General features: G+C 59.4%; 17 protein-coding genes and 5 pseudogenes. 17 read left to right on the top strand and 5 right to left on the bottom strand.

The genetic code is table 11. The features are described from left to right. Nucleotides 1–88: 88 nt before the first annotated feature. The 3 genes and pseudogenes from ACCQ03_RS21060 to ACCQ03_RS21050 all read right to left on the bottom strand — a co-directional run. Nucleotides 89–1198, bottom strand: a pseudogene (locus ACCQ03_RS21060) (SulP family inorganic anion transporter); the annotation flags it as partial. Nucleotides 1199–1481: 283 nt separating this feature from the next. Further along, nucleotides 1482–2165: a thermonuclease family protein gene (locus ACCQ03_RS21055; protein WP_081023106.1), complete on the bottom strand. Its 684-nt coding sequence runs from the start codon at nucleotides 2163–2165 to the stop codon at nucleotides 1482–1484. 318 nt (nucleotides 2166–2483) lie between these two features. Next, on the bottom strand, nucleotides 2484–3602 hold the full coding sequence (locus ACCQ03_RS21050; protein WP_057678164.1) for an ROK family protein: 1119 nt from the start codon (nucleotides 3600–3602) through the stop codon (nucleotides 2484–2486). 113 nt (nucleotides 3603–3715) lie between these two features. Between ACCQ03_RS21050 and ACCQ03_RS21045 the strand changes: the two genes are divergently transcribed. The 8 genes from ACCQ03_RS21045 (at nucleotide 3716) to ACCQ03_RS21010 (ending at nucleotide 13488) form a co-directional block, all read left to right on the top strand. Then, nucleotides 3716–4894, top strand: coding sequence for a TonB-dependent receptor plug domain-containing protein (locus tag ACCQ03_RS21045; RefSeq protein ID WP_372359835.1), 1179 nt, complete (start codon nucleotides 3716–3718; stop codon nucleotides 4892–4894). A gap of 63 nt (nucleotides 4895–4957) precedes the next feature. Next, nucleotides 4958–5929 carry an IS5 family transposase gene (locus ACCQ03_RS21040; RefSeq protein ID WP_150147813.1) on the top strand — a complete coding sequence of 324 codons (972 nt, stop codon included), beginning with the start codon at nucleotides 4958–4960 and terminating at the stop codon, nucleotides 5927–5929. Nucleotides 5930–6129: 200 nt separating this feature from the next. Then, nucleotides 6130–7374, top strand: coding sequence for a TonB-dependent receptor domain-containing protein (locus tag ACCQ03_RS21035; protein WP_506185204.1), 1245 nt, complete (start codon nucleotides 6130–6132; stop codon nucleotides 7372–7374). A gap of 2 nt (nucleotides 7375–7376) precedes the next feature. Next, the gene (locus ACCQ03_RS21030) at nucleotides 7377–8306 is read left to right on the top strand and encodes a glycerophosphodiester phosphodiesterase family protein (protein WP_237377046.1); all 930 of its coding nucleotides are present in this window, start codon (nucleotides 7377–7379) and stop codon (nucleotides 8304–8306) included. A gap of 234 nt (nucleotides 8307–8540) precedes the next feature. Then, nucleotides 8541–9698, top strand: a complete 1158-nt coding sequence (locus ACCQ03_RS21025; RefSeq protein WP_209227443.1) for a glycerophosphodiester phosphodiesterase family protein — start codon at nucleotides 8541–8543, stop codon at nucleotides 9696–9698. A gap of 285 nt (nucleotides 9699–9983) precedes the next feature. Next, nucleotides 9984–10955 (top strand): IS5 family transposase, encoded by a 972-nt coding sequence (locus tag ACCQ03_RS21020; protein ID WP_150147813.1) that lies wholly within the window; start codon nucleotides 9984–9986, stop codon nucleotides 10953–10955. Between the two features lie 153 nt (nucleotides 10956–11108). Beyond that, on the top strand, nucleotides 11109–12452 hold the full coding sequence (locus ACCQ03_RS21015) for a hypothetical protein (protein WP_209227972.1): 1344 nt from the start codon (nucleotides 11109–11111) through the stop codon (nucleotides 12450–12452). A gap of 64 nt (nucleotides 12453–12516) precedes the next feature. Beyond that, nucleotides 12517–13488: an IS5 family transposase gene (locus tag ACCQ03_RS21010; protein WP_150147813.1), complete on the top strand. Its 972-nt coding sequence runs from the start codon at nucleotides 12517–12519 to the stop codon at nucleotides 13486–13488. A 167-nt stretch (nucleotides 13489–13655) separates the two neighbouring features. Here ACCQ03_RS21010 and ACCQ03_RS21005 read toward each other — a convergent pair. Next, nucleotides 13656–14159 (bottom strand): annotated as a pseudogene (locus tag ACCQ03_RS21005) (integrase core domain-containing protein); the annotation flags it as partial. Nucleotides 14160–14211: 52 nt separating this feature from the next. Between ACCQ03_RS21005 and ACCQ03_RS21000 the strand changes: the two are divergent. Beyond that, nucleotides 14212–15299 (top strand): IS3-like element ISXcd1 family transposase gene (locus ACCQ03_RS21000; RefSeq protein WP_412566722.1). Its coding sequence is split into 2 segments (ribosomal slippage): nucleotides 14212–14464 and nucleotides 14464–15299, totalling 1089 coding nucleotides; the frame shifts between segments, so codons are not numbered across the junction. Nucleotides 15300–15337: 38 nt separating this feature from the next. Here the strand turns inward: ACCQ03_RS21000 and ACCQ03_RS20995 are convergent. After that, nucleotides 15338–15963: pseudogene (locus tag ACCQ03_RS20995) on the bottom strand (transposase); the annotation flags it as partial. 783 nt (nucleotides 15964–16746) lie between these two features. Between ACCQ03_RS20995 and ACCQ03_RS20990 the strand changes: the two are divergent. The 8 genes and pseudogenes from ACCQ03_RS20990 (at nucleotide 16747) to ACCQ03_RS20955 (ending at nucleotide 22410) form a co-directional block, all read left to right on the top strand. Beyond that, nucleotides 16747–17649 (top strand): trypsin-like serine protease, encoded by a 903-nt coding sequence (locus ACCQ03_RS20990; RefSeq protein ID WP_057678160.1) that lies wholly within the window; start codon nucleotides 16747–16749, stop codon nucleotides 17647–17649. 124 nt (nucleotides 17650–17773) lie between these two features. Then, nucleotides 17774–18453, top strand: a pseudogene (locus ACCQ03_RS20985) (phage tail protein); the annotation flags it as partial. A gap of 12 nt (nucleotides 18454–18465) precedes the next feature. Next, complete coding sequence (locus ACCQ03_RS20980) at nucleotides 18466–18864, top strand: phage tail protein (RefSeq protein WP_057678157.1); 399 nt, start codon at nucleotides 18466–18468, stop codon at nucleotides 18862–18864. After that, nucleotides 18861–19859: pseudogene (locus ACCQ03_RS20975) on the top strand (contractile injection system protein, VgrG/Pvc8 family). Before ACCQ03_RS20980 ends, ACCQ03_RS20975 begins: the two are co-directional and overlap by 4 nt. Before the next feature lie 66 nt (nucleotides 19860–19925). Further along, complete coding sequence (locus tag ACCQ03_RS20970) at nucleotides 19926–20303, top strand: nuclear transport factor 2 family protein (RefSeq protein ID WP_057678156.1); 378 nt, start codon at nucleotides 19926–19928, stop codon at nucleotides 20301–20303. A gap of 121 nt (nucleotides 20304–20424) precedes the next feature. Next, nucleotides 20425–21315, top strand: coding sequence for an NAD(P)-dependent alcohol dehydrogenase (locus ACCQ03_RS20965; protein ID WP_204243827.1), 891 nt, complete (start codon nucleotides 20425–20427; stop codon nucleotides 21313–21315). Nucleotides 21316–21325: 10 nt separating this feature from the next. Further along, a complete protein-coding gene (locus ACCQ03_RS20960; RefSeq protein ID WP_057678154.1) occupies nucleotides 21326–22024 on the top strand; it encodes a helix-turn-helix transcriptional regulator in 699 nt (232 codons plus the stop codon). A gap of 17 nt (nucleotides 22025–22041) precedes the next feature. Next, nucleotides 22042–22410, top strand: a complete 369-nt coding sequence (locus ACCQ03_RS20955) for a hypothetical protein (protein ID WP_139790943.1) — start codon at nucleotides 22042–22044, stop codon at nucleotides 22408–22410. The last annotated feature ends 26 nt before the right edge of the window (nucleotides 22411–22436 follow it).

Here is a 22436-nt window from a genome sequence, read left to right as displayed (position 1 = left end):
CAGGCTGCCGCAGGCACTCCGCCGTGCTCGCAGACATGGGCATGCACCCGGCATCACCATGCCACTGGCACGCTGGTGTCCGTTGGCCTCAATGGCCAAGCGACAGCGTCGCACCTTCCCGGCGATGGGTTCCCAGCCGATCGATGAGCGTATCGCTGGCCTCGTTCAAGCCGATGACATCGACTTGTACCCCATGGGATCGCAGCTTCAGCACCACGCGATCTAGCGCCCCCACCGCGCTGATGTCCCAGAAGTGGGCATGGGTGAGATCGACGATCACTTTCTTCGGACTGCTCAGGAAATCGAAGCTGGACGCGAATTGTCCAGCAGAGGCGAAGAACACCTGGCCACGCACCTCGTACACGCGCGTGTCCGAATCAACATCCCGCTCCAAGACATTCAACATGCGCCCAACCTTGCGGGCAAAAAACAAGGCAGACAGCAGCACGCCCGCCAGCACTCCCCTGGCCAGGTCGTGTGTCAGCACAGTGACGACCACCGTCCCGATCATCACCACCGACGAGCTCTTGGGGTGAGTCTTCAGGTCGCCAAACGACCTCCAGTTGAAAGTGCCGATGCTCACCATGATCATCACCGTCACCAGCGCGGCCATCGGAATCTGGCTAACCCATGGCCCGCCGTAGACCACCATAAGCAGCAGCACCACGCCCGACACCAGGCAGGACAGGCGTCCGCGCCCGCCTGAACTTACGTTGATCACCGACTGGCCGACCATCGCGCACCCTGCCATGCCGCCAAAACACCCAGCAATCATGTTGGCCACGCCCTGGCCGATACATTCGCGATTGCGTTGCGAAGGCGTGTCGGTCATGTCTTCCACAATCTGCGCTGTCATTAGCGACTCCAGTACACCCACCATCGCCAACGTCGCCGAAACCGGAAACAGGATGCGAAAGGTATCCGAGGTCAAAGGAACATCGGGCAGGAAAAATGTCGGCAGGCTATCGGGCAATCTGCCCATGTCGCCGACAGTACGGATATCGATGCCCCAAAACATGCATACGGCCGTCATCGCCACGATCGCGACCAAGGGCGAGGGAATCGTCCTGGTAAACAGCGGCAGCAAATAGATGATGGCCAGGGCCACCGCACAGACTGCGTAGACCTGCCAAGGCATGCCGACCAACTCGGGCAACTGAGCCAGAAAAATCAGGATTGCTGGCGCGTTGATGAAGCCGTAAGCTGTGCCGTCAGTAAGGGCGGTCTCTCACTCTACGAAAACGCGAAAGCCGCTCGGTCAACGTCAACCATGACTTGTTGAAGCCGCCCTAAAACTACCCAACAACTTCACGTCCCATCGCCCCTGACTTCGCGAAAAAAAAAAGCCAGTACTTAGCTGATCTGTCACCAGCGATTACATGTGGCCCTCATCCCTTTTATGTTGTGCCATGTTCCACATCAAATTTCCTGCTTTAGTCCTCCCTATATACCGACTGGGCCGGCCTTCCACAGCAAGGGCATCAGCGCCTTGCCGGCTGCCATCCTGCCTTCAGGGCCTCGGTGGGCGTACAGAACATTCGCTTGCCCCGTGCGGGAGTTGTGTAAGTGCGTTCGTAGTCACGTTGCCCAGGCATGTGAAAGATCCTCTTTCCGTTGCGGGAGAGGTTGCCTTTGATGTTGCAGCCAGTAGCGACTGGGAGCGTAGTAGAAAATGAGGTCTTAACTGATGAAGCGCGCTTTGCGCGTCTGAAGTCTGCTGGCAACTGAAAAGAGCCGCTCCAGATGTTGAGCTTGTGTTGCTGAGCAATGCTCTCGTCAGCAACGAAGGACGTGGAATATTGTCGATACGCAACTGCCCAACCAGAACTCACCATCCAGCGGTTGACCGACTCCCCGTGGAGAAAGCACTCGGCTACCACTCGGCCGTAGTGGTCCGTGTCCTTGGGCTGGCAGCGAACGGTCTTGTCCAGCAGATAGTCGTCTAGCGCGGCTGCGGACCGCCGGCCACATGGCCAGGAGCGTCCGTTGCTCCTGATGCATAGCTGGTTACTTTCCGGGGCGTCGATCCCCCATAGGCGAATGCGTTGCTTCGACACGGTGAGGGTATCGCCGTCCGTGACCGTGGCGCGGCCTACCAATTCTGCTGCGATGCCAGCAACCGAAGCAAAAACCAAAAGCAGACCCACCAGAACCTTCGACACCATCGACAACCACTTCCTTCCAGACACTTTCAGCCGTGTGCGCAACTTCCGTACTGCATGAAACGCAGCACTGCCAGAGCAGCGGGAGTCGAATCTTGTAAGGCACGGGCACGCTGCCGCTCAGGCGTCGCACGGGTTGGCTCAGGCGTCGCACGGGTTGAGCGACCGTGAGCCCTTGTGCCAGCACCAGCTAGGGTGCTGCGAAGTCCCGATCTTCATCAGGGACGTCAGTCGGTTAAGGGCATGACTCTTTGATCCGCCTACGGCCGCGGGGGGAGCTCGGAGTTCATCTCACGCTGTTGGGTTGAACCAGTAAAGACATCAGACAAAAAAAGCACGCTGCAGCGGCAGCAAGCCCGCCCCAAGCATGACGGCATCGCCACGCACGCCTGCGACACGGAGCTCAGGTAGCGGCGGCGACAGGCCGTGACGGTTCGGCGCCCGTGGGACATGCAAACGCGCCACCAAGGCCTCTGTCAATGGGGCTGGGAGCCGCCCGCCAATGATAACCATTTGGGGGTCTAGGCCATAGGACAGGATGCTGCAGAGTCGGGCGAACGGCTCTTGGGCCATAGCGAGCCATGCTTCCACACCAGGCGTTGCAATGGTCAGGTTTGGAAGCAATTGCTCGACGGTTTCCATCTTCCCTTCCGCGGCCTGCACATAGCGCAGTAAGGAGTCAAGATTGGGATACTCCAGACCGGACACAGTCCAGATGCCGCCGAACTCGCCTGCATTGCCTCGATGACCACGGAGCAGGCGGCCGTTGCTGATGATGCCGCCGCCGAATCCATTAGTCAGATGGAGATAGACGAAGTCGGCGCAGTCACGACCGATGCCGTAAAGGCTCTCGGCGACCGCGGCCACTGCGCCGTCGTTTTCGACGATCGCCGGAACTCCGAGGGCCTGTTCGAACAACGGCACCAGCTCCATTCCTGTCCAGTCCTCCAGCGCGGGTGGGCCCACCATCTCGGCCCCCTGCCCGCTGAAAAACGCGGAGATACCCACGCCCACACCGAGGACGCGCGTGGGCGTAACACCCGCCTCTGCCAGCAGCTCATCAGCAAATTCACGCAGTTGCGCCAACACCTGCACGCGATCCATCTGTGCCATCGCCTGTCGCCGTTGCCCACGCACAGCGCCGCTCAGATCCAGTAGGGCAATCGCGAACGCGTCACCCATCATGCTGACTCCGAAGGCAAAGGCATGGTTGGGGTTCAAGCGCACGTCCACGCTTGGGTTGCCCGGCCCCTCTGGCGCTCTGGAGGCAAGGCGCAAGAGATCGCTCTGCGCAAATCCCCGCAGCAAGCGGGCCACGGTGGGCTGTGAGAGGCCCAGCAGTCGCGGTAAGGCGGCCTGGCTCTGCACACCGAACTTGAAGAGATGGTCAAGTAGCAAGCGCCCGCCAGGGCTTGGAACGCCAGAGGAAACGTCCATCATGAATACGCGATGCGGCCCTGCATGGAGCGGGCGACAAATCTACCATGTGGACACAATAATTTCATACATGGTAAATAGTATTACCCCCACATTATTTTACTGGGGACCTTTGCATGCCGTTTACCTCACCTTCCATCACCGCGTTGGCGCTTGCCTTGGCGGCCGCCACCGCCCATTCCGGGGCGTCCGCCCAAGAGGCTCAATCCATGAATCGGCAAGCCGTCGACTTGGACGCTGTCGTTGTAACCGGAACACCCAATGGACGCTCTCAGAAGGACGCGCCGTTCGCCATCAGTGTGATCTCCGAAGAGACCTTGCAACGCCGCTCGGCGACCAGCAGCGTGGACATGCTTCGCGCAGTGCCCGGGATCTCTGCTGAACCCTCCGGCGGACAAGGCGGTGGCCAGAACCTCTACGTGCGCGGACTGCCCGCTGGTGGTTGGTTCTACATGCAGTACCAAGAAGATGGCCTGACCCTGTTCGACGAGCCACAGGAAAGCTTCCTCAACATCGACAACCTCTTTTCCTTGGACATGATGACCGAGCGCCTGGAGGTGGTTCGCGGGGGCACCTCGCCGCTGTTTGCCACCAACGCGCCCGGCGGCACTGTCAACGCGATCACACGGCATGGCACCGCGACGCCGGAGGGCGCGGTTCGGCTAACCAATGGAAGTAATGGGCAGTGGCGCCAGGATGCCTACAGTGCCGGTCCGCTAAGCGAGAACGTGCTCTACAGCATCGGTGGTTTCCATCGTACCGACGATGGCTTGCGCCGCACCGGCTACACAGCGGACAAGGGAGGCCAGTTGCGCGGCACCCTCACCTTTCTGCTGGGGGATGCGGTGTTGGATGTGGATGCGAAACTTCTCAACGACCGCACCGCGTTCTACAACCCGATCCCGTTGCGGGACCCACGCGTGCCCGATCGCTCGCTCTCGGCGCTGATCGATCCATTGGACGGTACCTTGCTGTCCAGCGATCTGCGACATACCACCGTGCCCACCTTCTTCGGCAACCAACTCCAACAGCGGAGCCTGGATCTTGCCGACGGCATCCACACCAACGTCAAACAGTTCGGCACACACCTGGAATGGGGCCTCGGGCATGGAGTTACGCTGGATAACCGCATGCGCTATGTCAGTGCGCAGGTCGACTATACCTCGCTGTTCTCCGGCGCAGCCCCTAGCGATGCGGCAGGATATCTCGGCACCCAACTGGGGCGCGCGCGCACCGGGTTCGGCGCCAACGTTGCACGCACCGGTTATGTTATCGCCGCCGATGGCAGCCCTTAGGAAACTCTGAACAATCCATCGTGATCTGCCACAATCGATCAACGACCCGAGTAGACGATTTCGATGCAGCTGACCTTCGGCGACGCGGAGTACAACGGCAAGCGCAAGCGGACGCGGCGTGAGGTGTTCTTGGCCGAGATGGACCAGGTCGTGCCGTGGAAGGACCTGCTGGCGCTGATCGAGCCGCACTACCCGAAGTCGGGGCAGCCGGGGCGACAGCCGTATCGGCTGGAGACCATGCTGCGCATCCACTTTTTGCAGCAGTGGTATGCACTGAGCGATCCATCGGCGGAAGAAGCGCTGTACGACACGGTGTCGATGCGCCGTTTCGCCAAGATCGGCGGGCTGGATGAGGTGCCGGACGAGACGACGATTCTCAACTTCCGCCATCTGTTGGAGCAGCACGATTTGGCGCGCAAGCTGTTCAATCGGGTCAACGCGCACCTGTCGCGCAAGGGGCAGAGCTTGCGCGGCGGGACGATCGTGGACGCCACGATCATCGCTGCGCCCAGCTCGACCAAGAACAAGGATGGCGAGCGCGATCCGGAGATGCACCAAACCAAGAAGGGCAACCAGTACTACTTCGGGATGAAGGCGCACATCGGGGTGGACGATGACTCCGGGCTGGTGCACCACGTGGAGTGCACGGCGGCCAACGTGGCCGATATCACACAAGCGCACAAGCTGCTGCACGGCAAGGAGGACACGCTGTGCGCGGACAGCGGCTACACCGGGCTTGAGAAACGCGAGGAGATGAAGCGCAAGCGCAAACTGCGCTACCTGATCGCGGAGAAGCCCTCGAAGCTGAAGCAGATTAAGAACAAGCGCGAACTGAAGTTGGCCAAGCGCTGGGAGCACACAAAAGCCAGCCTGCGTGCAAAGGTGGAACACCCGTTTCGGGTGATCAAGCGCCAGTTTGGCTACGTCAAGGTGCGCTATCGCGGTTTGGCGAAGAACACCGCACAGATGCTGATGCTGTTTGCGCTGTCGAATCTGTGGCTGAAGCGCAAAGAGTTCATTACCGCCGCGGGGTAGGTGCGCCCGTAATCGGGACGATACCCCGAAAAAGCGCCAAAAACGGCGAAAAACCGAGGATCTGAGCGCGGTCACCGCGACCGATATGGCTTACCACATCCTCCGATCGCGTTGTTCAGACCTTCCCTTACGACCCGTCCGGCAGCAACGGCCTGGTATTGGAAAGCGGCTTGTGGAACAGCCGCACCCGCCTGCGCACGTTGTCCGACGACCTGCGCCTGAGCAAGGCCTTCGATGCCAGTGAAGCCGGACAACACACGGTGACTGCCGGCATCAATGTGCAGCACTTCGAATACGCGCAAGATCGTCTGCAGAATACGGTGCTGACCACACTACGCAACAACCCACAGCGTCTGGACGTACTGGCCTATGACGCGGCCGGCAACATGGTAGGCGCTGTCACGCAGAACGGTTTTGTTCGCTACGGCAACGGCGTTACGCGAGGCTTTGCAAGCGGCACCTACCTGTCACCGCATCTATGGGATTCGGTGAAGTTCGGACGCTTTAGTCTCGACGCCGGCATGCGCTACACCCGCTATACCGCCGACGGCGGCGTCTACGCCAACACCAATCGAAACCTTGGCGATCCAACAACATTGGCGGACGACAACGTTGGCGGCCTCAGTGGCACATTCAATGCGCGCGATGATCGCCAGCATGCGTTGCAATGGACCGTCGGCGGCGAGTATGCGGTGAACCCAGCGCTACAGGCCTTCGCGCGTTACACCGCCTCACAGCGACTGCCACGCCTGCAAAACGTCTACCAGACCCAGAATGCAGCAGTTACCGACATCGACCAGGGCGAGGTCGGTCTGCGCGGCACAGTTGGCGACGCGCTTTCGCTCTCCAGCGTCGCGTTCTGGAGCCGCTTCAATGATCTCTCGATCAGCGCAATCGTTCTGGATGCAACGGGCGCGGTGCAGAACCTCAACCTGGTCGGCAGCACGCAAACACTTGGTTTGGAATCTGAGTTCACGTGGCGTCCAGTCGACCTGTTCGGTATGACGGGCTCTGTGACTCTACAAGATCCGCAGACTAAAAGCCTGAGCAACGCGACCACCAACAGCGCAGTTCCTGGTTTGAATGGTAACCAGATCTCACGCATCCCGAAATACATCGTCTCGTTAAGCCCGACGCTGTATTTCGATATCGCTGGCAAGCCCACCGAGCTGACCGCAACGGCATATCGTATCGGGCAGCGCTACGTCGACTACACCAACGCCACCGCATTGCCCGCCTACACAAGCTACGACCTTGGTCTATCCACCTACCTGAGTAAGCACCTGGAGCTGCAACTACATGCAGCCAACATCAGCAACGTTGTTGGCTTGACCGAAGGCAATGCGCGCGTAGATACCTTGTCTGGTCAAGGCACCGCTGAAGCGATCTACGCGCGACCCATCTTTGGGCGTAACTACACTGCATCGCTGACCTGGAGGTGGTGAGCATGCGTGCACACATTATGGTTGCAGTCCTGACGCTGTTGTTGCCAACGTTCCACGTCGCTGCCTCGACTCCAGCAAAACTGACGTTGTCCGAGCGCTTGCGCGACCCCAATGCTGGCACCATTGTGGTCTCGCATCGTGCTTGCTGGATGCTGGCCGCGGAGAACACGTTGGCTGGCATCAATGCATGCGTGGCACGCGGCATCGACATGGTAGAGATCGACATCCGCACCACGCGTGATGGACAACTGGTCCTCATGCATGACGATAGCGTTGACCGGACCACGAACGGTCACGGCGCCGTTACCGATCTCACCGCCGCACAGATCGCACGTATGCGCATCCGCACCAAAGGCGGTGGCCCAGACGCTTCATTGACCGAGTGGCATCCACCCACTTTTGCACAAGCCCTTGCTGTCGCGCGCGGGAAAACCTTGATCAACCTCGATGTCAAGGATGCTTCGTTGAGCCAGGTCATGGATGCAGTTGAGGCGGCCAATGCACAGCGAGACGTCCTGCTGAACGTACCGATAGGTGTGCCCAGCGAAATTGTCGAACGCGCGCATCGCTCTGATATTGCACTGCAAGTGTTGTACATCGAACGCGATACCAAGATAGCTGCAGCAGAGGCTTTTCAACGCGCCGCGACGTTGCGGCCTACATCGCTACAACTTATGTTCGACGATGCTTCGCTCATCGAGACGGCACGTCACGTTTCCAAAGGGAAGATCCGGCTTTTCGTCAATACAATGACGAACGATATTGCCAGCGGGCATCCGATGAACCTTTCAGGCGACTATACCGATTCAAAAGCGCTGAGGGATCCGGCGAAGATCTGGGGAGTCTTACGCGACCGCGGTGTCAGCATGATGCAAACAGATCAACCCTTTGCCCTACAGAGCTACCTGCAATACGGGCGCCGAATACTTTAGATGGTCATTTTATGGCCAGGCAAACTGCGTTAACCGATTTCATACTCTAGGCAGATAAAAGGCCGCGCGGATAGACAAGCGGGCGGCCTACTCATGACCGTGGTTGCTATCTACAAGCGCTAAATCATCACCACGATCTTCACGCTGCTCAAGAAATCGCGAGCGCCGTGAGATGTAAGGCTGTTCGTAATCGCACCACTCATTCACTACCCTTGACCCTCCTGGAGAACCATCGTGAAACGATCCACGCGTCCCTGGAAGAAAACGATCTGCACTCTTGCTTGCCTGGCAATTGCAGCGCTTTCCGGCGCAGCATCGGCTGCAAACAACTGGAATCCCCAGCACATCCTCGGCGCGCTCAAGCGACCGCATCAGATCAGTGGCGTCAGTATCGCCGTCATCGCACATCGTGGCGTCGTGAGTGCCGGCTGCCCAGAGAACTCGTCCTGCTCAATCCTTGCCACCTACAACAACAATGTTGAGGCGATCGAACTGGATGTCAAGCAGTCCGCTGATGGAACACCTTGGCTCTTCCACGATCAGAATGTCGGGCGCCTTCTTGAGCACAGCCCAAATTTCAATATTTTCCAGGCTGCTAACAATCCGACGGGTTGGAATCCCGACGTGCGCACGTTGAGCAATGCGGAGCTCAATGCTGCGTTGCTCCGCGATCGGAACTTCGCCAAGACGGGCTACCACCCCGTCACACTGACTCGCGCGCTTACCACGATTCGCGACTCGGCGAATCACATGGTCATCGTGCTGGACTTGAAAATACTTGACGCAGTATCGCGCGCCGCTGATCTTGCACGGGCATATGGCATGGAGAACCAGGTCGTCCTGAAGTTCAGTGCGTCGCTACTTGCGCGCAACCCAGACAGCATCACCAATTATACCAAGGGCGTTGCATTTGCACCCACCATCTACGCTGGCGACATGGACAACCTTGCCGATGGTGGCTATGTCGGACTATGCGGCACGATCAGTAGCGACACGCCGTTCTGCCGAGTCAACGCCTGGATCAGTCAGGTCAGAGGCAAACAAAACTTCGCGTGGTTGGAAATTGGCAATAAGCAACCGCGCCGTGGTGATCCCACCGCCGAGCTGCTAGCGGACAATCAAGCGAAAAAGGAGGCTATTGGTGCGTTCTCGCCGGTGTCGGAATATCGCGTCAGCTCACACGATGGTTATCACTTCGTCCGCAGCAATGGCACCTGTTGCGCTGCACTGAGTGATTACCTGACGCGCACCAAGCACTTCGGTGATGAAACCGCAGATGAGCGTCACAACTACCTGCTGCAGGTGGTTGCCGGTTTCACTAGCATCATCACTGACGACCCGCTAGGCGTTATTCGTTCCTCTATCAAACGCGATACGACTCGCTACCTGTGATTTCCAAACGGGGCCGGCGCATGCCGGCCCCTTCCATAACGGTTCGAAGACAAGCCTATCCGGGCCAGGTCACCTTATGCGTCTTGCAAGCAGTTGGAAATCCATCCTCATTGTTAGTGCAATCGCCGCCCTCGCCTGGCTCTTGTTACGACAGGCTGACGACTCCAAGAGTGTTTCACCGTCAACGAACATGCTTTCCCAGGTGCAGAAGCACCCTTTAGGGAAACTCTGAACAATCCATCGTGATCTGCCACAATCGATCAACGACCCGAGTAGACGATTTCGATGCAGCTGACCTTCGGCGACGCGGAGTACAACGGCAAGCGCAAGCGGACGCGGCGTGAGGTGTTCTTGGCCGAGATGGACCAGGTCGTGCCGTGGAAGGACCTGCTGGCGCTGATCGAGCCGCACTACCCGAAGTCGGGGCAGCCGGGGCGACAGCCGTATCGGCTGGAGACCATGCTGCGCATCCACTTTTTGCAGCAGTGGTATGCACTGAGCGATCCATCGGCGGAAGAAGCGCTGTACGACACGGTGTCGATGCGCCGTTTCGCCAAGATCGGCGGGCTGGATGAGGTGCCGGACGAGACGACGATTCTCAACTTCCGCCATCTGTTGGAGCAGCACGATTTGGCGCGCAAGCTGTTCAATCGGGTCAACGCGCACCTGTCGCGCAAGGGGCAGAGCTTGCGCGGCGGGACGATCGTGGACGCCACGATCATCGCTGCGCCCAGCTCGACCAAGAACAAGGATGGCGAGCGCGATCCGGAGATGCACCAAACCAAGAAGGGCAACCAGTACTACTTCGGGATGAAGGCGCACATCGGGGTGGACGATGACTCCGGGCTGGTGCACCACGTGGAGTGCACGGCGGCCAACGTGGCCGATATCACACAAGCGCACAAGCTGCTGCACGGCAAGGAGGACACGCTGTGCGCGGACAGCGGCTACACCGGGCTTGAGAAACGCGAGGAGATGAAGCGCAAGCGCAAACTGCGCTACCTGATCGCGGAGAAGCCCTCGAAGCTGAAGCAGATTAAGAACAAGCGCGAACTGAAGTTGGCCAAGCGCTGGGAGCACACAAAAGCCAGCCTGCGTGCAAAGGTGGAACACCCGTTTCGGGTGATCAAGCGCCAGTTTGGCTACGTCAAGGTGCGCTATCGCGGTTTGGCGAAGAACACCGCACAGATGCTGATGCTGTTTGCGCTGTCGAATCTGTGGCTGAAGCGCAAAGAGTTCATTACCGCCGCGGGGTAGGTGCGCCCGTAATCGGGACGATACCCCGAAAAAGCGCCAAAAACGGCGAAAAACCGAGGATCTGAGCGCGGTCACCGCGACCGATATGGCTTACCACATCCTCCGATCGCGTTGTTCAGACCTTCCTTAGCTAGCGGAAGTGCGTTGGCTCCTGTGCAATCTGGGCAAGACAGGCCGTCCGCTCAAGAGGTCATCACCGCGGCGGCGGCACTCCCTCCAGATTTCCAGGCCGATGTGCTTTTGCGTGTGGCCGCGTCCGAAGATATCCCCTTATTGGAAAACCACGGCGCTCGCGACAGCGCGATCGTAGGCCTCAGCGAGCAGGCCTACACCCTTGCTGAACACGCCACGCGAAGACTTCCCGGTATTGCCACTGTCGGTTTTGCGGGTGAAGAAAGCGAGGACGAGCTGCGAAGCGCACGGACCGCCGGTCTGGACCAGCTCACCTTACAGACGCGCGCCATCTCTGCTATGAAAAGCCATTCAATCAGCCGCGCCACCGCGCTGCTGACGGAGTTGCCCAGGCCTGCTGTCGCCAACTGCGAGAGCGACTACGTGGACGACCCGACGCCGATCTACGCGGTCGCTCCGACACTCTCTGTCAATGATGCCTCCCAAAACACCGAACTACTCCTTGGCCAAGTTGATCGCGCTCGGAGCGAGGCTGAAATCGCACCTGCGCTAAAGTTCGTGACTGCATTACCTCTTGAAGCGCCGGCGACTGAAGTCGCGATTGCACAACGCCTGGCGAAGATGCTGCTGCGTGCGCGGGGCGATGACGCCACTTTCACGGCAACCGAGTTGAGTGTTGCGTCGGACATTCAACTGGCACTTCAGCGCGTTGAAAGCATTCCTGGAATCCACTCACAATTGCGGGCCAGTTATCGCAGCTATGTGGACGAGCATGTGTCAGCAACTCGTTGTCCGGCTAGCTTAGTTGGCAACCATCGACTACTTGAGCAGCGCTACGTCGCGGAGCTACCCGATGATAGAATCCGCGAACCTGCAGGCACACCGGTTTCAGCGAAATCAGACGTTGATGATGCTGTATCCCTGATTCGCCAAGCTGGCTACAACATCCGCACCCAGCTACTTGGCTACGTTGGACAAGAGCCACTCCGTGACGCTGCACTGGCCGCTGCATCAAGCGAGTTCCTCGATCAAATCGATGCAGAACCGCTACGTATGGCGGCAAACACCGACGTGACCGGCCGCATCGAACGCGCACAACTAATGGAGATCCTCCGCTATCTGGAGTATGCACCGCCAGGCAGTTCGCGCGAGCGTGGCTTTGCCTTGCTCGAGGGCCTACTTAACGGAGTGTATTACCAGCGCGACCACGATGTTTGGTTCCGCGATCTCAAGCGCGTGGCAGATCAATCCTTGCGCTGGCCAGATCGTGCCCTTCGGCTGCGCCGCCTGGCTGTCAGCGCCGTCCCTGTCATTCGTGTCTATGCAATGCTAATGCAGCGCAAACAGTTCCCACAGTCAAGTTAGGGAAACTCTGAACAATCCATCGTGATCTGCCACAATCGATCAACGACCCGAGTAGACGATTTCGATGCAGCTGACCTTCGGCGACGCGGAGTACAACGGCAAGCGCAAGCGGACGCGGCGTGAGGTGTTCTTGGCCGAGATGGACCAGGTCGTGCCGTGGAAGGACCTGCTGGCGCTGATCGAGCCGCACTACCCGAAGTCGGGGCAGCCGGGGCGACAGCCGTATCGGCTGGAGACCATGCTGCGCATCCACTTTTTGCAGCAGTGGTATGCACTGAGCGATCCATCGGCGGAAGAAGCGCTGTACGACACGGTGTCGATGCGCCGTTTCGCCAAGATCGGCGGGCTGGATGAGGTGCCGGACGAGACGACGATTCTCAACTTCCGCCATCTGTTGGAGCAGCACGATTTGGCGCGCAAGCTGTTCAATCGGGTCAACGCGCACCTGTCGCGCAAGGGGCAGAGCTTGCGCGGCGGGACGATCGTGGACGCCACGATCATCGCTGCGCCCAGCTCGACCAAGAACAAGGATGGCGAGCGCGATCCGGAGATGCACCAAACCAAGAAGGGCAACCAGTACTACTTCGGGATGAAGGCGCACATCGGGGTGGACGATGACTCCGGGCTGGTGCACCACGTGGAGTGCACGGCGGCCAACGTGGCCGATATCACACAAGCGCACAAGCTGCTGCACGGCAAGGAGGACACGCTGTGCGCGGACAGCGGCTACACCGGGCTTGAGAAACGCGAGGAGATGAAGCGCAAGCGCAAACTGCGCTACCTGATCGCGGAGAAGCCCTCGAAGCTGAAGCAGATTAAGAACAAGCGCGAACTGAAGTTGGCCAAGCGCTGGGAGCACACAAAAGCCAGCCTGCGTGCAAAGGTGGAACACCCGTTTCGGGTGATCAAGCGCCAGTTTGGCTACGTCAAGGTGCGCTATCGCGGTTTGGCGAAGAACACCGCACAGATGCTGATGCTGTTTGCGCTGTCGAATCTGTGGCTGAAGCGCAAAGAGTTCATTACCGCCGCGGGGTAGGTGCGCCCGTAATCGGGACGATACCCCGAAAAAGCGCCAAAAACGGCGAAAAACCGAGGATCTGAGCGCGGTCACCGCGACCGATATGGCTTACCACATCCTCCGATCGCGTTGTTCAGACCTTCCTTAGAGGAGTTGGCAAGGCGACCTTGTCGACTTCCCTCAATTCAGTGCCAGCCAAAACTGGAGGTCTGCGATTGATGTTGATCACGGAACTCGGCGCGTGTTAGCCCGCCCAGGCTGTCGTGCGAGATCTGCTGGTTGTAGTCGGCCAGCCAATGTTCGGTATGCTCGCGAACCTCGCTCAGCGTGTGGAACAGATGCATGTCCAGCACACTGCGCCGGTAGCTGCCGTTGAAGCGTTCGATGAAACCGTTTTGCATTGGACGCCCCGGCTCGATGAAGTCCAAGGCGATGTCCTTGCGCTCGGCCCACTCGGCCAATGCCAATGCAACAAACTCCGGGCCATTGGCCAAGCTAAGTTTGCCGGGGTAGCCGCGCCAGGCTGCGATGCGTTCCAAGGTGCGGATGACGCGGGCGGCTGGAATATTCAAGTCCACTTCGATCGCCAAGGCTTCCCGGCTGAAGTCGTCGATGACATTGAACGCACGGAAGCGTCGACCATCCCATAGCGCATCGGACATGAAGTCGATCGGTAATCCCCCCACAGGTTAGCTGACGCCAGAAGTGGAATTTTCTCGTACCCTTTTCCGAGGAGGTTCCATGAAGACATCCCGCTTCACCGACAGCCAGATCATTGCCGTCCTCAAGCAGGCCGAGGCCGGCACGCCCGTGCCGGAGTTGTGCCGGGAACACGGCATCAGCTCGGCGACGTTCTACAAGTGGCGCAGCAAGTTCGGCGGCATGGACGCATCGCTGATGTCCCAGCTCAGGGAGCTGCAGGACGAGAACCGGCGCCTGAAGAAGATGTACGCCGATGCCCAGCTCAGCGCCGACCTGCTGAAGGAGGCGATGGCAAAAAAATGGTGAGGCCATCTCAACGCCGGGAGATGGCCCGATGGGCCGTAGATGGTGGCCACACGAACATCCGGCATGCCTGCCGGACCTTTGCGGTGAGCGAGACCTGCTTTCGCTATCAAGCCAAGGCCAGCGAGGAGAACGCCCGGATTGCCGATTGGCTGGTGCGGTTGACCACAACCTATCGTGATTGGGGGTTCGGCCTGTGCTTTCTGCACCTGCGCAACGTGAAGGGCTTTGGCTGGAATCACAAGCGGGTGTACCGCATCTATCGGGAGCTGGAGTTGAACCTGCGGATCAAGCCGAAGAAGCAGCTGGTGCGCGAGCGGCCAGAGCCGTTGGCGGTGCCGGAGACGATCAACCAGGTCTGGTCGATGGATTTCATGCACGACCAGCTGGCCGACGGCCGCAGCTTCCGGTTGTTCAATGTGCTCGATGACTTCAACCGTGAGGGTCTGGGCATCGAGGTCGACTTATCGCTGCCATCGGCCCGGGTGATCCGCTCGTTGGAACAGATCATTGACTGGCGCGGCAAGCCAAACGCCATTCGCTGCGACAACGGCCCGGAGTACATCAGCGGCGCGCTGCTAGCTTGGGCACAGCAGCGCGGGATTCGGATCGAGCACATCCAGCCAGGCAAGCCGCAGCAGAATGCCTATGTCGAACGTTACAACCGCACCGTCCGCTACGCCTGGCTGGCCACAACGTTGTTCGACACCATCGAGCAGGTTCAGGACAAGGCCACGCGCTGGCTATGGACGTACAACCATGAGCGCCCCAACATGGCGCTCGGCGGTATCACGCCAGCAATGAAATTGGCGATGGCCGCCTAGCTCCACTTTTGGCGAACGCTCAAAGCGGGGGGATTACCGATCGACCATCCAGCATTGGGTCGATCACCGCATGCCAGCGGCTGCGGATGACGGGTCGGGATCCGGCGCCTGCTGCGACGCCGTTGATTGAGTTTCATCAGGCAATACACACGCCAGACCCTTTTGTGATTCCACACGTGTCCGCGACGCCGGATGATCTGAAAAAGCTTTCCAAAACCACGCTCGGGAAAGCGCTCAGCCAATTCGTACAGCAGCGCAATGACCTCCTCGTCGCGATCGGGACGGCGCCGATAGCGCGCTGTCGAGCTCGCCACGCCAACGACCGCACAGGCCCGGCGCTCGCTCCAGCCATGCTGCTCGACGAGCCAGGCAAGAAGCGGGCGTTTGTGCGCCGGGTCTACAGCTTTTTTGCGATGACATCCTTCAATTCATGGTTTTCCATCGCGAGCTCGGCGTACATGCGTTTGAGCTTACTGTGCTCGGTCTCCAGGTCGCGAAGGCGCTGCACATCGGCGGCCTCCATGCCGCCGTACTTGGACTTCCAGGCGTAGTACGTCGCGTCGGAAATACCCAGCTCACGGCACACATCCTTGACCTGGCGGCCGCCCTCAACCTGCTTCAGCGTGGCGACAATCTGGCTCTCGGTGAACTTGCTCTTGCGCATCGTTGGTCTCCTCGGTGGCTAGTGTCCGGAGACCTCTAACTATGGATGGACCAATTTTACGGGGAGTTGACACAGCGTCCAGCTGGCCACGCGCAATTCGCGGGCGCGGCACAGACGCTTGTCGTAGCCGCTACGACACCGATGGCCACAGTTGGAGCACACGGCTGCTTTTTCGGCGCCGCAAGGTCACGATCCGCGCCTTCGGGACACCGAACACGCCCTTCAGCGTGGACCCTGCCGCGAAGCGGGGAAGGAAAATAACGCGCTTAGCCGACGGCCCGTTTTCATGCACAACACCGCGTCAAAAAGTCAGCACAGGATGCACTACCTTCTGGGGCGCCGGAAAGGGCCTGCTTTCAAGGCTCAATGCACCTACAAGGGCCTTAAGGCACACACACGAATCCGCGATGAGCTCGAAAACGTTGCGTGCATGCCGAAGCCTCACAACAAGTCCGCCAGTGCTGTATCGACACCAGCGCTACACCAGAGAAATACTCATCGAGCTGCTGCCGAAGTAGCAGTCACACTGTCCACCCGTTCGCTTCACAATGCAGCAGTTCGTGTGCGAGCAGCACCGAGCTGGGACACGCCGTCGATGATGGCAGCCGCCGAGGACAACCACGACTAAGGTTGGGATAACGGTCATTTTGCGTGTTGATGGTAGCAAGCTGGGCGACAGTGAACGCCTGATGTCAAGCGCAGATATCCCCGATCTGTCGATGCTCGAATGGCTCCGCGAACAACCATTTCTAACTTCCAAATCCCTAAGAGAACTCTCGCCCAATGAAAGCCGATCCCCAACAACTGCAAGTGGCAGCCCTTGCGATTGCCCTTTTCGCAGCGCTCACATCCTCGGTTGCCACAGCGCAAACCCCGGGCGTCGTACAACCTCGTAATCCGGACCGCGCCGTCCTACCAGTCATCTCCGGCTCCAAAGTCAGCACTCCCGGTGGGTCATGTACGGTGGGCGCAGTGTTGGTCCCAACGAGCATCTTTCACAGACTGACACCTTACCAACGTGCCACACGTTGGATCGTACTAGCCAAGCACTGCGCGCCGATGTACGCGAGCATCCACGTAGGTACCACTGCCATCGGAACCGTCGTTTGGCAGTCGGCTGCCTCGGACATCGAGCTTGTGCGAGTGTCGCCCATGCAGGATCCGTCGACAGCGCTGTACTGCGCTTCGCACCGTAGCGCGGTGTTCTGTAATCCGATCCAGTCTTATATTCCCCTAGCGAACAATCAGGTCTTCATGCCGCGTGCGGGGCGGGAAGCACGACTCGCTGTTAGCGGATGGTCAAACGCACCAGATGGGCGGTTCTGCACAAGCGGTTGGCGAACCGGCGTTCGCTGCGTGTGGCAAGGTATGTCTCTCGCACCGGGAATCTGGAGACCGAGCTATGAGCATATCAGTGCAGCAGACGCGTCCGAGTTTAGCAGTATTGATAACGGGGACTCGGGCGGCCCCGTCGTTAGTTACGACCGGCATCTGCTCGGGATTATCTCCTCCGGCGAGCCTGGTGGCCGCTCCATCGTCTACTACACGCCAATGCAACAGGTATTGCATGAGCTGTTTAGCTACTCCCTAGCGCCGGCAGACCTGCCTACCTCCGCGGGCGACGACAATCCTCTATCCCCCAGCGGGGAAAATGTCGGATGGGAATTGGCACCGACTGACAGCTAAGCGCGTAGCAAAGGCCTGACGTCTGTTAGAAATGAATAGTTGGGTGAGGCAGCCGCTGACGCCATTCGAGGCCACCACCGCCCAGTTGCACGGTGCAACTGATGGCGGTAAAGGCGATCGGCTGCTGGTGCGCGCGTTCGTGTTCGTGCTGCCGGTGATCAAGCAGGGCCTCAGCGGCGTGTGGCAAACCGTCCAGGGCACTTGGTCGTTGATCGTCGGCGTATTTACCGGCAACGGCGATCGCATCCGTCAGGGCCTTTTGCAGCTGTGGGCCGGTATCAACCTGCAGCTGGCCAACTGGCCGGCGCGGATGCTGCGGGCCGGCACCGACATGATCAGCGGCCTGCTTCAGCGCATCCGCTCCAAGCTCGGTAACGCGGGCAACGCGATCGCCAGCGTGGGCACCGGCGTGGTCGACCGCTTCAAGGGCCTGCTGGGCATCCACAGCCCCTCCCGCGTCTTGTGCAGTTGGACGACTTCACCGGCCTCACCGCGGACTTGCAGCGCGGCCAGGGCGCGCCTGTGCAGGCCGTGGCGGCGCTTGGCAACCGCATGCGCGCGGTCGGCGCCGGCCTGGCCCTGGCGACAGCGACAGCGCCAGTGGCCGCGATCGACAGCCGCGCTCCGCTGTCGCCACCTGAGCGTGCCGCGAGCGCGGCTGCAGGCGGCAACAGCTACGTCATCCACATCCACGCCGCACCCGGCATGGACACCACCGCACTGGCGCGCGAAGTGGCGCGCCTGCTTGAAGAGCGCGACCGGCGCGCAGCGGCGGCCCGCCGCTTCAGCCTGCGCGACGACTGAGGATCCACCCCGATGATGATGTCCGACGGCAGCTTCGTGCTTTCTTTAGAAAGCGCGGTATTCCCACAGCTGCAGCGGCAGATGAGTTGGCGCCACTCCAGCAGTGAGCGCGTCGGCGCGGCCGGCCAGCCAGTTCCCGGCCCTGGCGAGGACACCATTGAGCTGTCGGGGCTGATCGCGCCAGATCTGACCGGCTCGCGTGGATCGCTGACCACGTTGCGCAGACTGGGCACCGCTGGTGAATCGCAGCCGCTGGTCGATGGCACGGGCTGGGTCTATGGCCCGTATCTGTTGCTGGCGGTCAACGAGACGGCGACGCTGTTCTTCCCGAACGGTACACCTCGCCGGATCGAGTTCCAGCTGAGCCTGCGCTGCGCAGGCGACATCGCTCTGGAGTCGCCCGCTTCATGAGCTACCCGATTCCACAGTGGCCTGTCGTGCTCGATGGCACCGACCTTACCGCACGCATTTCACCGCGCCTGCTCGATCTCACACTCACCGAGTGCCGTGACAGTGAGGCCGATCAACTTGATCTGCGCATCCACGACCACGACGGCAAGATGGCGCTACTCTAGCGCGGCGTGCGGCTTGCCGTCGCGCTGGGCTGGAAGGCCACCGGCCTGTTCGAAAAAGGCACGTTCATCGTGGACGAAGTGAATACAGCGGTTCGCCCGACATCATCACCGTGCGAGCGCGTAGCGCCGACCTCGCCGCTGACATGCGCACGCGGCGCGAAGGCAGCTGGCACAACACCATGCTGGGCGCGGTCCTCAATGCGCTGGCCGGCGAGCACGGACTGACGTCGCGAGTGGCAGATGGGCTGGCGGGCACCAAGCTGCCGCATCTGGACCAGGCCAACGAGAGCGATATGAATCTGCTGACACGACTGGGGCAGCGCTTTGACGCTGTTGCCACCATGGAAGCCGGCACGCTGATCTTCACTCCGATTGACGCCGGCACCACGACGACCAGCAAGCCACTGCCGACTGCCACGCTGACCCGGCGCATGGCGATCAGCACCGCTGCGCAGTCGCCCACCGAGATGCTTACACCGAGGTGCACGCGTACTGGGCAGAGAGAGGCAAGGCCAGGCCAGGCGGCAATTGGTATTGATCGGCACGGACAATAATGCCAAGCGACTGCGCGAGTTGTATGCCGCTGAGGCAACCGCCCGACAGCTAGCAGGTGCGGAGCTTGAGTGCCTGAGGCGTGGAGCCTCAACGATGAGCTAGCGACTCGCTACTGGTGAGCCAGATCTATTCCGCGAGCAACGCGTCATCGTTGAAGGTTTCAAGACAGAGATTGATGCACAGAGCTGGCTAATTGCTAAGGCCAGCCATGTTCTGGACGCGTCCAGCGGCTTGATGACGTCGTTGGAGCTAGCGGCGTCTCGGGAAGCGACCTGACTGCTGACATATGGTGTCAGTAGGCCCTGCTAGCCTCTTGACTCACCTACAAGAGCCGCACGCACCATGACCAACCAAAAACGCAGTGCCATTGAAATTGCACAGTCCTATTTTAATGCGATTCGGGACAAGGATGTCGCTACGATTCTGGCGATGAGTGCGGATGATGTTGTCTGCACCAGTCCATTAGGAACGGTTGAGGGCCGCGAGGCCTTTGAAAAATTTCAAACCGGCTTTTCGCGCATGCTCCAGCGGGCGGAGCTCTACTCGGCCCTTGCTGGTGACACTCATGCAACGGTTGTCTATGAGGCGGATACCGTGCCGGTTAAGGGTTCGTTCGTTTCAGAGCTGCTCGTCATTGAAGAAGGGCTGATCAAGTCGACCCACGTTATCTACGACTATGCGCCTTATGCCACTTTCGTTGCTAGCCTACAGAAGAGCTGAAGGTCAAGCAGATTCATCACGAAGACCAGTAAAGCCTGGCTCCATTGAAGGTTTCGCATCCCCAACGTCTAGACATCTCATGCGCAGAGTTCAGTACTACAGTTATGGCCCGGCAACAGCCATGCAGCTCGACGACTACACCTTGTCACCGCCAGAGGAACAGGAGGTCATCGTTCGGGTTAGCGCCGCAGCGATAAACCCAATCGACTGGAAGGTTCGGAACGGGGAGCTAAGGATGGTGACAGGCAATAGCTTCCCAAGAGCACTGGGGAGTGACTTCTCGGGCATCATCACAGCAATCGGCGCTCGTGTTAACGAGTTGGCCCCAGGCGATGAAGTTATAGGAATGGTGCCTCTCAAGCAGAGCGGAGCAATCGCTGAATTCGTCGTAACAACGGATAGTCTCATCGCCCGGAAACCGACAAACCTCTCCCATGAGGAAGCGGCGTGCCTGCCTACGCCTTTCGTCACCGCATGGAATGCGTTGATCGATAAGGGGAACCTACACCCTGGCATGAGTGTCTTTATCAACGGCTGCAGCGGCGCGGTCGGAAGCGCGGCTGCACAGCTCTGCCAGATGATTGGGGCAAATGTCGCGGGGAGCTGCAGCGCTGAAGCGTTTGAAAGGATGCATAAGGCGGGTCTCGCGGAACTCCACGACTATCGAAGCATCGATTTTTCGTTGCTTCAACGTCAATTCGATATGGTCTTGGATGCCTCGGGCCATCTCGGGCTAGCTCAAGGCAGGCAGCTCTTGAAGCGTGGTGGGCGATTCGTAGATATTCACCCGACGCCTGCTAAATTTCTGCAATCGGTCTTCAACAGTACCCTCAAGGTTGTCGTTTGCAAACCGCGAAAAGAGATCCTAAAAAAGGTCGCCGTAGCAGCACAAGATGGCCTACTGAAGACCACGGTTGGCGCGTCTGTTCCCTTGAAGGCGGCAATAGACCTGTTGGCTCAGCTCGAAAACGGGAAACGTCTGGGAGGAAAAGGCGTCGTGGTGATGGGTTAGGCTATCTGCCATGTCCAGAAGTCAACGCCTGTTCGATATCCTTGAGGTGCTGCGCCGCAGCAGCACGCCTGTCTCCGGGGCCGCGTTGGCGTCGGAGACAGGCACCTCTTTGAGGACCCTGTATAGGGACGTCACAGAGTTACAGGCGCTGGGCGCAAATATTGAGGGCGAGGCAGGCATCGGCTATGTCCTCAAACATGGCTACGTGCTACCAACCATGTCCTTCACGGAAGATGAGCTCCATGCTCTGATCATGGGAGCCCAGTGGGTGACCAGGCAAACCGATCCGGACCTTGCGCTTGCTGCAAGAAATGCGATCGGCAAGATTGGTGCTGTCATCGCTCCTGAAATGAAGCATAGACTGCATGACGAGCAGGGTTATGTCGGACGGCAATCAAGCGCCCCACCCGCTACGATCGACTTCAAGTCTCTCCGCAGAGCTTTGCGGGAACAGAGAAAAATCGAAATCGCCTATGTCGACGACACTGGATCAACGTCAACCCGCAGGATCTGGCCCATTCTGATCGGCTTTATCGAGTCCCGACGTTTTCTCGCCGCCTGGTGCGAGTTGCGCAACGACTTCCGTCTGTTCCGCTTAGACCGGGTCGCACAGGCAACTATCTTAGACGAGCGCTATACAGAAGCTCGCTCGCAGCTCCTAAAGCGCTGGCGTACTCAAAACGGATTTCGTACTAACGACCTGAGCTAACGGCGGCAGTCAAGCGCATGAGTGACAACGAACGGACCACCATGATGCTGGCCGAACGTATCACATCCAACTGGGTCTGGCCCAAAGCCTGGCCCAGCCACACCACAAACCTACCGGAGCAACGCATGAGTGACTTCCTGCTTGTATTGGACCAGCCAAACATAGAAAAATCGGCGACACTCAGGCCCAAGGAGGCCCGTCGCCATGAAGAAGTCGACGTTCATCGAAGAGCAAATCGCATTCGCCTTGAAGCGCTGCGGCGCCTGCGCAGCCATCAATGTCAACTATGGCACAGCAAAGTCCCATTCTCCGTCGGAGATAGCAGTCCAATATGGCTTACGCGGTTCTATCCGTATACGTTAGAGTGGCAAGAGCAAAGTTCATGACACGCGCTAGGGAAACTCTGAACAAT

It is taken from the genome of Xanthomonas sp. NCPPB 3569, from assembly GCF_041475645.2.
Taxonomy (GTDB): domain Bacteria; phylum Pseudomonadota; class Gammaproteobacteria; order Xanthomonadales; family Xanthomonadaceae; genus Xanthomonas; species Xanthomonas phaseoli.
Note: the sequence above shows the minus strand (reverse complement) of the source record. Positions and strands in the feature narration are given on the sequence as shown.